Source organism: Lentzea sp. CC55 (genome assembly GCF_021056325.1).
Taxonomy (GTDB): Bacteria; Actinomycetota; Actinomycetes; order Mycobacteriales; family Pseudonocardiaceae; genus Lentzea; species Lentzea jiangxiensis.
This window is the reverse complement of record NZ_JAJCXE010000008.1, coordinates 147,341-160,511: the sequence shown is the minus strand read 5'-3', so window position 1 is coordinate 160,511 and position 13,171 is coordinate 147,341. Positions and strand designations below refer to the sequence as shown.

The window sequence follows — 13,171 nt, the reverse complement described above, 5'->3', positions numbered from 1 at the left end:
CCACCACCGTGTTGCGCACGCACGAGGCCGGGTCACTCCGGGCCGAGCACGCCGGGCAGTCCGTCACCCTCACCGGGTGGGTCGCCCGCCGGCGGGATCACGGCGGTGTCATCTTCATCGACCTTCGCGACGCGTCCGGTGTCGCCCAGGTCGTGTTCCGCGAGGGCGAGATGGCCGAGCGCGCGCACCGGCTGCGCAGCGAGTACGTCATCAAGGTCACCGGCGAGGTGAGCAAGCGCCCCGAGGGCAGCGAGAACCCCGAGCTGCCGACCGGTGCCATCGAGGTCTACGTGAGCGACCTCGAGGTCCTCAACGAGGCCGCGCCGCTGCCGTTCCAGGTGGAGAGCGACGTCGAGCCGGGCGAGGAGGCCCGCCTCAAGCACCGCTACCTCGACCTGCGCCGCTCGACCCCGGCCAGGGCCATCCGCCTGCGCAGCGAGGTCAGCCGCATCGCCCGCGAGGTGCTGCACGCCGAGAAGTTCGTCGAGGTCGAGACGCCGACCCTGACCCGTTCCACGCCCGAGGGCGCGCGCGACTTCCTGGTGCCCGCCCGCCTGCGCCCGGGTTCCTGGTACGCGCTGCCGCAGTCGCCGCAGCTGTTCAAGCAGCTGCTCATGGTCGGCGGCCTGGAGCGCTACTACCAGATCGCGCGCTGCTACCGCGACGAGGACTTCCGCGCCGACCGCCAGCCTGAGTTCACCCAGCTCGACATCGAGATGAGCTTCGTCGAGCAGGACGACGTGATCGGCCTGACCGAGAAGCTCCTCGCCGCGATCTGGAAGGAGACCAAGGGCGTCGAGCTGCCGCTGCCGTTCCGCCGCATCTCCTACGCCGACGCGATGGCGAAGTACGGCTCGGACAAGCCGGACCTGCGCTTCGACCTCGAGCTCACCGACCTGACCGAGTACTTCAAGGACACGACGTTCCGCGTGTTCCAGGCGCCGTACGTCGGTGCCGTCGTCATGCCCGGTGGTGCCTCGCAGCCGCGCCGCACGCTCGACGCGTGGCAGGAGTTCGCCAAGCAGCGCGGCCACAAGGGCCTCGCGTACGTGCTGGTCCAGGAGGACGGCACGCTCGGCGGCCCGGTCGCGAAGAACCTCACCGACGCCGAGCGCGACGGTCTCGCCAAGGCCGTGAACGCCAACCCCGGCGACTGCATCTTCTTCGGCGCGGGCGACCCGAGGGACGCGCGCGCCCTGCTCGGCGCCGCCCGCGTCGAGATCGCGCACCGCGTCGGCCTGGTCGACGAGAACGCGTGGGCCTTCGCGTGGGTCGTCGACTTCCCGATGTTCGAGTCGGTCGACAAGCTCGAGGCCGGTGACGTCGCGGTCGGCGGCAGCAACTGGACGGCGCTGCACCACGCGTTCACCTCGCCGACCCCGGAGTGGATCGACAACTTCGAGTCCGACCCGGGCAACGCGCTGGCCTACGCCTACGACGTCATCCTCAACGGCAACGAGCTCGGCGGTGGCTCCATCCGTATCCACCGCGCGGACGTGCAGCAGCGCGCGTTCAACGTCATGGGCATCGGTGCCGAGGAGGCGCAGGAGAAGTTCGGCTTCCTGCTCGACGCGTTCAAGTACGGCGCCCCGCCCCACGGCGGCATCGCGCTCGGCTGGGACCGCCTCTGCATGCTGCTCGCGGGGGTCGACTCGATCCGCGAGGTCATCGCGTTCCCGAAGTCCGGCGGCGGCTACGACCCGCTGACCGCGGCCCCGGCGCCGATCACCGCGCTGCAGCGCAAGGAAGCCGGCGTCGACGCCAAGCCCGACCAGAAGGCGTAATGCTGCGGCTGAGGGTGGTCTGCCCGGCAGACCAGACCGAGGCCGCCCTGGAGGTCCTCCGCGGCCACGCGGGAGCCACCCACCTGGTGCTCCTGCGTGGCGCGGCGGTCGACCCCGAAGGCGACCTCATCACCGCCGACGTGGCCCGCGAAGCCGTCGACGAGGTCGTCGGCGCGCTGTGCGAGCTGCGGATCGACCGCCACGGCGGTATCACGATCGAGACGATCGACACCTCGCTGTCCGACGCCGCCGACCGCGCGCAGGAGAACGCGCCGGGCGACGGGTCGGACGCGATCGTGTGGGACGAGCTGATCGGGAAGACCGGCGAGGAGTCCAAGCCGAGCGTCACGTTCCAGGCGTTCCTCACCATCTCGTGCCTGCTCGCGGCGGTCGGCATCGCCACGAACTCGACGGTGACGCTGGTCGGCGCGATGGTCGTGGGGCCGGAGTTCGGCCCGCTCGCCGCAATCGCCGTCGGCCTGGTCGCGAAGCGCTGGGACCTGGTGCGCAGGGCTGTCGCGGCCCTCGCGATCGGCTTCCCGGTGGCGATCGTGATCACCTCGGCGCTGACGTGGCTCGGTGCCCGGTTCGACCTGCTGGACCGCGAGACGCTGCTGCACGGGACCGAGTCCGAGTTCATCTACCAGTTCGGGCCGTTCTCGCTGATCGTGGCGCTGCTGGCGGGTGCGGCGGGCATGCTGTCGATGACGTCGGCGAAGTCCGCGGCGCTCGTCGGCGTGTTCATCTCGGTCACCACCGTGCCCGCCGCCGGCTACGCCGCGCTGGCCGCGGTTCTCGGAGTGTGGGACAGGGTCGGGCCCGCCGTCGCCCAGCTGGGCATCAACTTGATCGGTATTGTCGTCGCCGCCGCGCTCGTGCTGTTGATCCGCAAGCGCGGGGCGGCGGAAGGTGTTTCCACACGTCCGCTGTCCAGGGGATGATCACCGAGCAACCTCCGGACGGTCCGAGCCGTTATCAACGAGTGGTGGCAGTCGCGGCCCGGCCCGATTAGCGTCGGTCGGGCTCAGGGGCTGGGGGAGTAGGGTCGGAGGGGATGAGCGTGGAGATCACCGCGGGCTCTCCCGAGACGACCTCACCTGAGATCGCCGAAGCCGTCGGGGCTGCCGAGCGGGTACTGACCAGGCGACTGGGCGCACAGGTGCGCCTCGCGGACCCCGAGGCTCTCGGGGGTACCGGTCGTTCCGTCGTGATCCGCGTGAGAGTCGCCTCCTCGCCGTTCTCCATGCCGCGGACGCTGGTCGTGAAGCAGTACCCGCCCGCGAGCGGCGACCGCGACCCGTGGGCGCACGAGGCCGTCAGCCACCAGCTGCTCACCGCGCTGCCCGCCGAGGAACGGGCGACGCCGGAGCTGTTCGCGCACGACGCCAAGTTCCGTCTCGTCGTGCTGGAAGACCTGGGCCGTGCGCCGCGTCTGTCCGAGAAGCTGCACGCGAAGGACGCGCGCGCTGCCGAACGAGGCCTGCTGTCGTGGGCACACGCCATGGGCCGCCTGCACGCCACCACGGCCGGCCGTGACGCCGACTTCGACGCGTTGATGCGCCGGGCGGGCGCGCAGTGCTGCCAGGACCCGATCGCGGTCGACGTGCACGCGGCGATCGCGGGCTTACCGGCCCTGCTCGAGACCACCCTGGGCGTGGCGACGTCCTCGCAGGCCACCGAGTTCGCCGCCCGGGCCGCGCGGGCGTTCAGCACCTCGCGGCGGCGCGCGTTCAGCCCGTCGACGTCCTGCCCGGACAACCACCTGGTCACCTCGCGCGGCGTCCGGTTCGTCGACTTCGAGGGCGGCTGCGTCCGCGACATCGTGTTCGACGCGGCGGCGCTGCGCGTGCCGTTCCCGTCGTGCTGGTGCGGCTGGGGCCTGCCGCCGGGCATGTCCGAGGCCATGGTCGCCGCCTGGCGGGCCGAGGTCGGGTCGGTGTGGCCCGAGATGGACGACGACGCGGTGCTCTTACCGCGCCTGCTGGAGGCCCAGCTGCTCTGGGTGTGGCTCGCGACGTGGCGGGCACTGTCCAAGCCGATGCCGGTGGCCGACCCGGTCGACAACGCCCCGCCGCGCACCGTCGTGCTGGCCGGCCGGTGGGTCCGCCTGCGGTCCGACGCGTTGGTGCTGGGCGAGAAGACGGTCGCGTCGCACGCCGACGCGGTGATCGGCGCCCTGGCCGACCGCTACGGCCCCGAGGTGCTCGAACTCCCGCTTTACCCAGCATTTCGCTGACCGGTTCCCGCACGGTCATTCCGGCATCACCGGGCGAGCCGATGCTGGTCCGCGTGCTGGTGTTGCTCGGTGACTCCACAGCGGTCGGGATCGGCGACCTCGTCCCCGGCGGCTGGCGCGGCTTCGGCCCCCTGCTCTCCGCGGCGTTCGAGGACGACGGCTACCGCAACCTCGCCGTCTCCGGTGCGCGCGTGGCCGACGTCCGGTACTCCCAACTGCCGGAGGCGTTGCGCTGCGGCCCCACCGCCGCCGTGGTCATCGCGGGCGTCAACGACACGCTGCGGTCCGACTTCTCGGTCCGGCGGATGCACGAGGACCTCGACCACATCTGCGGCTCGCTGACCGCCGCGGGCGCTTCCGTGGTCACCGTGCGGTTCCACGACCAGGGCCGCGTGTTCACGCTGCCGGGCAAGCTGAGGCGGGTGCTCAAGGACCGCATCGACGAGTACAACCGCGTGGTCGACGTCGTCGTGGCGCGGCACGGCGTGCGCTGCGTCGACCTGCACGCGCTGCCCGGCGCCTACGAGCTCGAGACGTGGGCGGTCGACCGCCTGCACCCGTCCGAGCGCGGCCACCGGATGCTGGCGCGGGCGTTCGCGGCCGAGCTGCGGGCGGCAGGGCACCGGGTCGGGGACGTGAGCCCGGAGTGCTCGGGCGGGCGCGAGCTGACGGTGTGGCACCACGCGGCGTGGTTGGTGGTGAAGGGGATCCCGTGGTTGTGGCGCAGGGGCGCCGACCTGGTGCCGTTGCTGTGGGGTGACGGGGAGGGGGCGGAGCCGCCCGTGGCGGTGCCGGTGCCGGGGGACGTGCTGCCTGCCGACACCGGCCTGGCGTAGGGGGCCTCCCGCGGCTCAGCCGGCCGTGCCCAGGTCGTAGAGCGTCTGGCTGCCGACCGTCGTCACCTCGAAGTGGGCCGCGACCCACGAGGCGATCTCGTTGTCGCCGCCACGTCCACCTCCACCTCCGCCCGGGACGAAGTACCGCACCTGCCCCTCGGCGACGAGGACCTTGAACTCGTCGAGCGACGGCGCGGGGTCGCTGCCGTTCCAGCCGCCGATCGCGATCACCGGGCGGCCCGACGCCAGCTGCAGCGCCGCCGCGCTCTGGGCGCCGACCGTGGCCGCCGCCCACCGGGTGCCGGTGGCCTTGAGCAGTTGCACGACCTCCGTGGACGAACCGCCCTCCCGCGGGCCCGGACCGCCGCCCTGCTGCGAGCGCGGGCCGGACAGGGGGATCGAGCCGCTGTGCGTGGTCGCGGCGGTCGCGGCGGCGTAGCCGGAGGTGCCGAGCAGCGCCGCCGCGACCAGCGCACCGGCGAGCCACGTGCGGCTCGCGCCGAACACCAGCGCGAAGACGGCTGCCGCGGACACGGCCAGCAGGACCCAGCGCAGCCACGGCGTCCAGGCCGGTGTGCGGTCCAGCAGGATGAAGCCCCACACGCCGGTCGACGCGACCATCGCGGTCAGGGCCGCGCGCACCGGGAGGTGCGCCCTGCCGCGCCACAGCTCGGTGCCGGCGATCCCGGTGACGGCGGCGATCGCGGGGGCCAGCGCCACGGTGTAGTAGGGGTGCGTGATGCCGCTCATGAACGAGAACACCGCGCCGCTCACGAGCAGCCAGCCGCCCCAGACGACCAGCGCCGCGCGGGTGCGGTCGGTGCGGGGGGCGTGTCGCAGGAACCACAGACCGGCGCCGAGGCCGATCAGCGCCGCGGGCAGCAGCCAGGAGATCTCCGGCCCCATGCTGGCGCCGAACAACCGGCCGATGCCGGTCTCACCGCCGAAGCCGATGTTGCCGCCCGTACCGCCACCACCGGGACCGCCGCCGGCACCGCCGAAGATGCGGCCGAGACCGTTGTAGCCGATCGCCAGCTCCCACAACGAGTCGTTGGTCGAGCCGCCGATGTACGGGCGGCTGTCCGCGGGCCACAGCTCGACCAGCGCGATGAACCACCCGGCCGAGACGACCACCGCGAGACCGGCGCCGAGCAGGTGCAGCAGCCTGCGCGGGAACGACGCCGGTGCCGCGACCAGGTACGCCAGCGCGAGGGCGGGCAGGACCAGGAACGCCTGCAGCATCTTGGTGAGGAACGCGAACCCGATCGCCGACCCGGCTAGCACCAGCCACAGCGGGCTCGCGTTCTCCAGCGCCCGCACCGTGCAGTACGCGGCCGCGACCATCAGCAGCACCAGCAGCGCGTCCGGCAGGTTGAACCGGAACATCAGCGCGGCCACCGGCGTCAGGGCGAACGCCGTCCCGGCGAACAACGCCGCGGCCGGGCCCGAGGTGCGCTTCACCGTCGCGTACAGCAGTCCCACGGCCGCGACGCCTTCGAGCGCCTGCGGGGCGAGCACCGTCCAGCTGGAGAAGCCGAACGCCTTCGCGAAGAGCCCGCTCACCCACAGGAACGCGGGCGGCTTGTCGACGGTGATCGTGCCGCCGGGGTCGAGCGAGCCGAACAGCAACGCCTTCCAGCTCTGCGCGGCGGCCTGCGTCGCCGCGGCGTAGAACTCGTTGCCGTAGCCGGAAGCCGTGAGGTTCCACAGGTACAGCACGGCGGTACCGGCCAGCAGGACCGCCGGCGCCAGGCGTTCTCGTCTCATGCGACGAGGGTCGCGCCCTGTGCTGGGCCGGTCGTGTGCTCCGCCTGTGAACGAGCTGTGCGCAGCGAGACCGTGAACGTGGTGCGGCCCGGCACGCTCTCGACCGCCACGTCCCCGTGGTGCGCGCCGACGACGGCGGCCACGATCGACAGGCCCAGCCCGGTGCTGCCCGCCGCGCGCGACCGCGAGGAGTCCCCGCGTGCGAAGCGTTCGAAGACCTCCAAGCCCTCGGGGACGCCGGGACCGTCGTCGGTCACAGTGAGGTCGATGCGTCCGTTGTGGACGGACAGGCCGGTGGTGACGGTGGTGCCCGGTGGGGTGTGCGTGCGCGCGTTGGACAGCAGGTTGCCGAGAACCTGGTGCAACCGTTGCACGTCGCCGGGGACGACCACGGGTTCCTCCGGCAGCGCGAGCCGCCAGTGGTGGTCCCGGCCCGCGATCCTGGCGTCGCCGACGACGTCCAGCACGAGCCTCGACAGGTCGACGTCCTCGCTCTCCAGCGGCCTGCCCGCGTCGAGCCGCGCGAGCAGCAGCAGGTCCTCGACCAGCGACGTCATCCGCAGCGCCTCGGACTCCACCCGCCCCATCGCGTGGGTCACCGCGGGCGGCAGGTCCTCGCCGGAGCGCCTCGTCAGCTCGGCGTACCCCCGGATCGCGGCGAGCGGCGTGCGCAGCTCGTGCGAGGCGTCGGCGACGAACTGCCGGACCCTGGTCTCGCTGTCGTGCCTGGCTTTCAGCGCCTGGTCCACGTGGCCGAGCATCTTGTTGAGCGCGAGGCCGACCTTGCCGACCTCGGTCGCCGGGTCGGTGTCCTCCTCGGGCACGCGTTCGGCGAGCGCGACCTCCCCCTCGTGCAGCGGCAGCTCGGAGACGCGCGTGGCCGTCTCGGCGACGCGGTCCAGCGGCACCAGAGCGCGTCGGACGACCACCCGGCCCGCCAGCGCCACCACCGCGGCGCCCGCGACGATGAGCCCGGCGAGGATCCAGACCATCTGCCACACGATGTCCGTGACGGCCGACAGCGGCAGGCCCTTGATGCCCATGCGGTCGGTGGTCACGCGGAACTCGCCGGCCTCGCCGAGGTCGACCGTCCGCAGGCCGGACGGAGTGGCCGCCAGCACCGCGATCTCGTCCTCGGTGAGCGCGCGCGGCTCCTCCCACCCCGGCAGCTCGACCGTGCCGCCGATGGAGCCGTCGGGGAAGATCCGCGCGTTGATGCCGGGGGGACCGTACGGCGACCCGGGCGGTGCCGGTCGCAGCGTCGTGACCTCGCGGTCGAGGTTGTTCATCAGGAACGCGTGCAGTGCGAGCACGGCGACGCCGCCGATCACGAGGCTCAGCGCCGTCAGCAGGACGATCTGCCCCGAGACGAGCTGGGCCCGCAGGGTCCTAGGTCGCAGGCTTGAGGACATACCCGGCGCCTCGCATCGTGTGGATCATCGGAGTGCGCCCGGCGTCGATCTTCTTGCGCAGGTACGAGATGTAGAGCTCGACGATGTTGGCCTGACCGCCGAAGTCGTAGCTCCACACGCGGTCGAGGATCTGGGCCTTGCTCAGCACGCGCCTCGGGTTGCGCATCAGGTAGCGCAGCAGGTCGAACTCCGTCGCCGTCAGGTCGATCGCCCTGCCGCCGCGCTCGACCTCGCGCGTCTCCTCGTCGAGCGACAGGTCGCCGACGACCAGCCGGGTACCGGCGTCCGCGGCCGTCACGCCCGTGCGCCGCAGGAGTGCGCGCAACCGCAACACGACCTCCTCCAACGAGAACGGCTTCGTGACGTAGTCGTCGCCTCCTGCCGTGAGACCCGCGATGCGGTCCTCCACCGCGTCCTTCGCCGTCAGGAACAGCACCGGCAGCACGGGGGACTCGGCCCGCATCCGGCGCAGCACCTCGAACCCGTCGAAGTCCGGCAGCATCACGTCGAGCACCACCACGTCCGGGCGGAACTCCCGCGCGGTCCGCACCGCCGACGTGCCGTCGAGAGCCGTGCGCACGTCCCACTTCTCCATCCGCAGGGCCATGGACATCAGTTCGGCCAGAGTGGACTCGTCGTCGACGACGAGCACCCGCACCGGCTGTCCGTCCGGCCTGCGGAGTTCGGTCTTCATCGCGCGCATGGCTCCCATCGTGAACGCCGACCCTGTGTACCAGCTGTGAGCGATCCGCACAGCTCAGCCCTACGGCGCACACAGGTCCGGCACAGGCGACGCGGCCACGGTTGCCGTCATGACCGAACAACAGTCCCCGGAGTGGGGAGCGCCCCGGGAAGGGGCTCGCCCGGCGTGGACCGTGAAGAGGGTGGTGGCGGCAGCGGCCGTCGCGGTGGGCATCGCCGCGGCCGGTGGGGTGGCGATCCACGCGGCCGCCGGCACGAGCCGGCAAAGCGCCGACACGGGGCCCGGCGGCACGGGCGCGGCGCCGCCGGACGGCCTGCGCGGCGGCTTCGGCATCGGGCCGGGCGCGGCGGCGCACGGCGAGTTCCAGATAGGGGTGGTCACCGCGATCAGCGACTCGTCCGTCGAGGTGAAGTCCGGCGACGGCTACACGAGGACGTACGTGGTCGACGCCGACACCGTGGTGGAGGGCGTCGAGAAGGGTGACACCGTCACCGTGATCGCCACCGCGGAGGACGGCCGGTCCGTGGCGTCCAGCGTGGTCGAACCCGGTCAACGGGTCCGGCAGGACGGGCAGCCGCCGCCAACGAGGTGATTTGGGGTCAAGTGTGAGCGGTTATGGTCGGGTGATCAGCCCGACCACAACCGGAGGGAGCGTCGTGCGCACGTTCACCCTGACGGTGATGGGCTCGACGGACCTGCACGGCAACCTGTTCAACTGGGACTACTACCTCGACCGCGAGTTCGACGACTTCGCGCACAACGACGTCGGGCTCGCGAAGATCTCGACGCTGGTGAACGACGTGCGTTCGTCCGTGGGGCGGCATCGGACGTTGCTGCTCGACGCCGGTGACACCATCCAGGGCACTCCGCTCGCGTACTACTACGCGAAGGTCGAGCCCATCACGCGCGGTGCCCACGTCCACCCGATGGCCGCCGCGATGAACGCCATCGGCTACACCGCCGCGGCTTTGGGCAACCACGAGTTCAACTACGGCCTGTCCGTGCTGCGGACCTTCGAGCGCCAGCTGGAGTTCCCGCTGCTGGCGGCCAACGCCGTCGACGTCACCACCGGCCTGCCCGCCTTCCAGCCGTACGTGGTGAAGACCGTGTGGCGCACGGGCGGACCGCCGTTGCGGGTGGGCATCCTCGGTCTGACCAACCCCGGCATCGCCGTCTGGGACCGGGCGCACGTCGACGGCGTGCTGACGTTCCCCGGTCTGGTGGAGCAGGCGCTGCACTGGGTGCCGGAGATCCGGCGCAAGTCCGACCTCGTGGTCGTGGTGGCGCACTCCGGGGCCGACCTGTCGTCGTCGCTCGGCGACCAGGTGCCGTTCCCGGAGAACTGCGCCGAGCTCGTGGCGGAGACCGTGCCGGGCATCGACGCGATCCTCGTCGGCCATGCGCACGTGGAGATCCCGTCGCGGTTCGTGACGAACAAGGTCACCGGACGGCCGGTCCTGCTGACGGAGCCGCTGTTCTCGGGCAAGCGGCTGTCGCTGATGGAGTTCGACCTGCGCCACGACGGGCGCTGGGAACTCCAGGCGTCGCGGTCGTCGGTGCTGTCGTCGGCGACGGTGCAGGAGGACCCGCGGATCGTGCGACTTCTACGGCACGACCACGAGAAGGTCGTGTCGTACGTCAACGCGCGCGTCGGCACGTGTTCGGCGGCGATGTCGGCTTCGCGGGCCCGTTTCGAGGACACGCCCGCGTTGCGGTTCATCAACCACGTGCAGGCGCTGGAGGTCGCGAAGTCCACGTCGCTGCCGGTGATCTCGCTGTGCGCGCCCTTCAACCGCGCGGCGGCCATCCCGGCCGGGGACGTGTCCATCCGGGACGTCGCCGGGCTCTACATCTTCGACAACACGCTGGTCGGCGTGCGGCTGACCGGCGGGCAGCTGCGCGACTTCCTGGAGGAGTCGGCGCGGTACTTCCGGCAGGTGCCTCCCGGCGGCCCGTTCACCGCCGCCTCCGTCTCGGCCGACGTGCCGGACTACAACTTCGACATCGCCTACGGCCTGACCGCACCGCTGACCTACGACATCGACATCGCCCGGCCCGCCGGCTCGCGGATCACCGGCCTCCGCTTCGGTGGCGAGCCCGTCGCGGACTCGGCGGAGTTCGCGGTCGCCGTCAACAACTACCGGCAGGCAGGGGGTGGCGACTTCCCGCACGTCGCCTCGGCCCCCGTGCTGCACAACCAGCAGCAGGAGATCCGCCAGCTGCTGATCGACTGGGTGAAGGCGGTGGGCGTGCTCGACCCGGCCGGCTTCACCGGCACCGACTGGCGCCTGGTGGCGGACGGCCGGCCCGTGGTGGTTTCCACGAACGAGTGAATTCAGTGCCGATGACCTGGGCGTTCTGGTTCAGGTGGTGGCACGTGGTCGTCCGAATGGGATAGTTCAGGCGCGTGCAGTTACCGCAACGCGTCGTCGTCGGCGCCGTCGTCGTGCCGGCGTTGCTCGCGGCGGTGGCGCTCGCGGCGCACCCCGGTGAGGCGTCCGGCCACCTGGTGCTCGCGGTGCGGTCGTCGGAGATCGTGCTCGCCGGCACCGCCGGTTCGCAACGCCAGGAGGTGGTGGACGCCGTGCGCGCGCTGACCGCCGCCCACCGCATCACCGACGTGATGACCCCCGGTGCCCCCGGCCTCCCGGTGGCACCCTCCGAGGCGGCCTCGCTGCTCGGCGTGGTGCTGGACCGGGGCGTCACCGACTTCACCGGCGTCGTCCGCCGGGGCCACCTGACCGCGTCGGCACGCGTCGCGGACCCGGAGCGCGCGGGGGCGCTGAGCGACGCCCTGCGCGCGGCCGCCCCGGACCTGCGCGTCGACGAGGACTTCACGACTACGGGCTAGGAGCAGTGCGTTGTTCGGGTTCTTCTTCCAGATGTTCGGCCTGTGCGCGGGCGCCTTCCTCGCCGGCGTGCTGCTGACCTGGCTGACCATGCGCTCGCGGTCGTCGCCCGCCGCCGTGGTCGACGCGGGCACCCTGTCGATCATGGAGGAGCCGGTCGCCGCGGCACCCGCGATCAAGGCGAACTCGCGCACGATGATGTTCCACACGCCCGAGTCGCCGTACTACAAGCGCATGAAGGGCGACGCGTTCTTCCACTCGCCGGAGGACGCGCGGCGGGCCGGGTACACGATGTGGACGCCGCGGCCTCGGGTGCCGGCCGGGGCCTAGGCGGTGCGGAGCCAGGCGTCGAGGGCGAGGTAGTCGGCGTCGGTCAGGCCGCGCCTCGGGTCCACCCCGTGCGGGAGCGCCTTGCCGTGGTGTGCGGCGATCCAGTCGCGATCCCTGCCGGTGATCTCGTCGTCGGCCCAGGCGAACGGCTTGGTGCCCGCCAGGGCGACCAGGCCGCGGGTCTTCCAGTGCAGGCCCCGGCGCGCGTCCGCCTCCTCGGTGTCCGGGTCGTCGGGCCAGGTCGCCACCGGGAGCGGTGGCAGGCCGAGCAGGGGCGCGATGTGGGTGTTCGCGTCGTCCATCCACGTCGTCGCCCAGATGAGCTCGCACGGGAGGGCTTGCAGCCACGGGCCGTGCAGCGGGTCGAGGCGGGGGAGGCCCGGGGTGCCGGGGACGCCGTCTCCGAAGGGGAGCAGGGGGCCGTCGACGTCGAGGAAGAGGATCGGGCGGGTCATCCGGCGACCGCCCTGCCCGGGAACCGCGTGAACGCGAACCCGGCGCGCACGTCCCGGGTGATCGACAGGTCGGCCATCCCCGAGAGATTAGGGCTCCACCTCGTAGGCTGGGCCACGTGATTGCCGATGTGATCAAGCCCGGCCTGGACGTCCTCTTCTGCGGCATCAACCCGGGCCTCGTGTCGGAGGCGACCGGGCACCACTTCGCCCGGCCGGGAAACCGGTTCTGGCCCGCCCTCCATTTGTCCGGGTTCACGCCGCGGCAGTTCGCGCCCTCCGAGCAGGAGAAGCTGCTCGAACTGGGGCTCGGCATCACGAACGTCGTCGCGCGGCCCAGCGCCAAAGCCGACGAGTTGACAATTGACGAAATGCGCGAGGGCGGGGCTCTGCTCGCCGAAAAGGTCCGGAGGTATTCGCCGAAGGTTCTCGCGGTGCTGGGGGTGACGGTGTACCGGGCGGCCTTCGAGCGGAAGAAGGCGCAGGTGGGCCCGCAGGAGGACACCGTAGGCGGGGTGCGGGTGTGGGTGTTGCCGAATCCGAGCGGTTTGAACGCGCACTACCAGCTGCCCGCGTTGGCGGAGGAGTTCGGGCGTCTCAAGTCGAGCGTCTAGAAGCGGGACAAAAGTTCACATTCATGCCCACTGAAAGTGCGCTGGACGGAGTGGGGCCCGGTCTGGTTGCATCGTGATCTGCGTCCGTTCGAGTGCTTTTCACCCGTAAGTGGAACCCGGTCAGCCGGATTGCGTCAGAGTTTGGCGATGCCGTGCAGAGCTTGGTGAATCTTCAACACCGGTGGGGG

General features: G+C 71.8%; 13 protein-coding genes. 9 read left to right on the top strand and 4 right to left on the bottom strand.

All coding sequences use genetic code 11. The annotated features are described in order from the left end of the window. Positions 1 to 8 precede the first annotated feature (8 nt). From aspS to L6E10_RS05780, 4 genes are all read left to right on the top strand, one after another. Positions 9 to 1,784 (top strand): aspartate--tRNA ligase, encoded by a 1,776-nt coding sequence (aspS, locus tag L6E10_RS05795; protein ID WP_236217507.1) that lies wholly within the window; start codon positions 9 to 11, stop codon positions 1,782 to 1,784. Continuing rightward, complete coding sequence (locus tag L6E10_RS05790; protein ID WP_236217505.1) at positions 1,784 to 2,725, top strand: DUF389 domain-containing protein; 942 nt, start codon at positions 1,784 to 1,786, stop codon at positions 2,723 to 2,725. The genes aspS and L6E10_RS05790 overlap by 1 nt, the downstream gene beginning before the upstream one ends. A 113-nt stretch (positions 2,726 to 2,838) precedes the next feature. Next, complete coding sequence (locus L6E10_RS05785; RefSeq protein WP_236217503.1) at positions 2,839 to 4,020, top strand: hypothetical protein; 1,182 nt, start codon at positions 2,839 to 2,841, stop codon at positions 4,018 to 4,020. Between the two features lie 53 nt (positions 4,021 to 4,073). Then, complete coding sequence (locus L6E10_RS05780) at positions 4,074 to 4,856, top strand: SGNH/GDSL hydrolase family protein (RefSeq protein ID WP_236217502.1); 783 nt, start codon at positions 4,074 to 4,076, stop codon at positions 4,854 to 4,856. 15 nt (positions 4,857 to 4,871) lie between these two features. Here L6E10_RS05780 and L6E10_RS05775 read toward each other — a convergent pair whose 3' ends face one another. The 3 genes from L6E10_RS05775 to L6E10_RS05765 are packed head-to-tail and all read right to left on the bottom strand — an operon-like array spanning position 4,872 to position 8,738. Beyond that, on the bottom strand, positions 4,872 to 6,623 hold the full coding sequence (locus tag L6E10_RS05775) for a glycosyltransferase family 39 protein (protein ID WP_236217500.1): 1,752 nt from the start codon (positions 6,621 to 6,623) through the stop codon (positions 4,872 to 4,874). Further along, positions 6,620 to 8,035: a cell wall metabolism sensor histidine kinase WalK gene (locus L6E10_RS05770; RefSeq protein ID WP_236217498.1), complete on the bottom strand. Its 1,416-nt coding sequence runs from the start codon at positions 8,033 to 8,035 to the stop codon at positions 6,620 to 6,622. Before L6E10_RS05770 ends, L6E10_RS05775 begins: the two co-directional genes overlap by 4 nt. Next, entirely contained in the window at positions 8,013 to 8,738 is a 726-nt protein-coding gene (locus L6E10_RS05765) for a response regulator transcription factor (RefSeq protein WP_275676133.1), read from the bottom strand. Before L6E10_RS05765 ends, L6E10_RS05770 begins: the two co-directional genes overlap by 23 nt. 109 nt (positions 8,739 to 8,847) lie before the next feature. On the opposite strand from L6E10_RS05765, the gene L6E10_RS05760 reads away from it, so the two are divergent. The 4 genes from L6E10_RS05760 to L6E10_RS05745 all read left to right on the top strand — a co-directional run bounded on the left by L6E10_RS05760 (position 8,848) and on the right by L6E10_RS05745 (position 11,917). After that, a complete protein-coding gene (locus tag L6E10_RS05760) occupies positions 8,848 to 9,330 on the top strand; it encodes a DUF4249 domain-containing protein (RefSeq protein ID WP_236217497.1) in 483 nt (160 codons plus the stop codon). Positions 9,331 to 9,394: 64 nt separating this feature from the next. Continuing rightward, positions 9,395 to 11,071, top strand: a complete 1,677-nt coding sequence (locus L6E10_RS05755) for a bifunctional UDP-sugar hydrolase/5'-nucleotidase (RefSeq protein ID WP_236217495.1) — start codon at positions 9,395 to 9,397, stop codon at positions 11,069 to 11,071. Between the two features lie 74 nt (positions 11,072 to 11,145). Beyond that, entirely contained in the window at positions 11,146 to 11,589 is a 444-nt protein-coding gene (locus L6E10_RS05750; RefSeq protein ID WP_236217493.1) for a hypothetical protein, read from the top strand. 10 nt (positions 11,590 to 11,599) lie between these two features. Next, positions 11,600 to 11,917, top strand: coding sequence for a hypothetical protein (locus L6E10_RS05745; RefSeq protein WP_236217490.1), 318 nt, complete (start codon positions 11,600 to 11,602; stop codon positions 11,915 to 11,917). Here the strand turns inward: L6E10_RS05745 and L6E10_RS05740 are convergent. Next, on the bottom strand, positions 11,914 to 12,372 hold the full coding sequence (locus L6E10_RS05740) for a hypothetical protein (RefSeq protein WP_236217488.1): 459 nt from the start codon (positions 12,370 to 12,372) through the stop codon (positions 11,914 to 11,916). The two genes, L6E10_RS05745 and L6E10_RS05740, sit on opposite strands and share 4 nt — an antisense overlap. A gap of 116 nt (positions 12,373 to 12,488) precedes the next feature. Here L6E10_RS05740 and mug point away from each other — a divergent pair, with 116 nt between their 5' ends. After that, complete coding sequence (gene mug / locus L6E10_RS05735) at positions 12,489 to 12,983, top strand: G/U mismatch-specific DNA glycosylase (protein ID WP_236217486.1); 495 nt, start codon at positions 12,489 to 12,491, stop codon at positions 12,981 to 12,983. Positions 12,984 to 13,171: the final 188 nt, after the last annotated feature.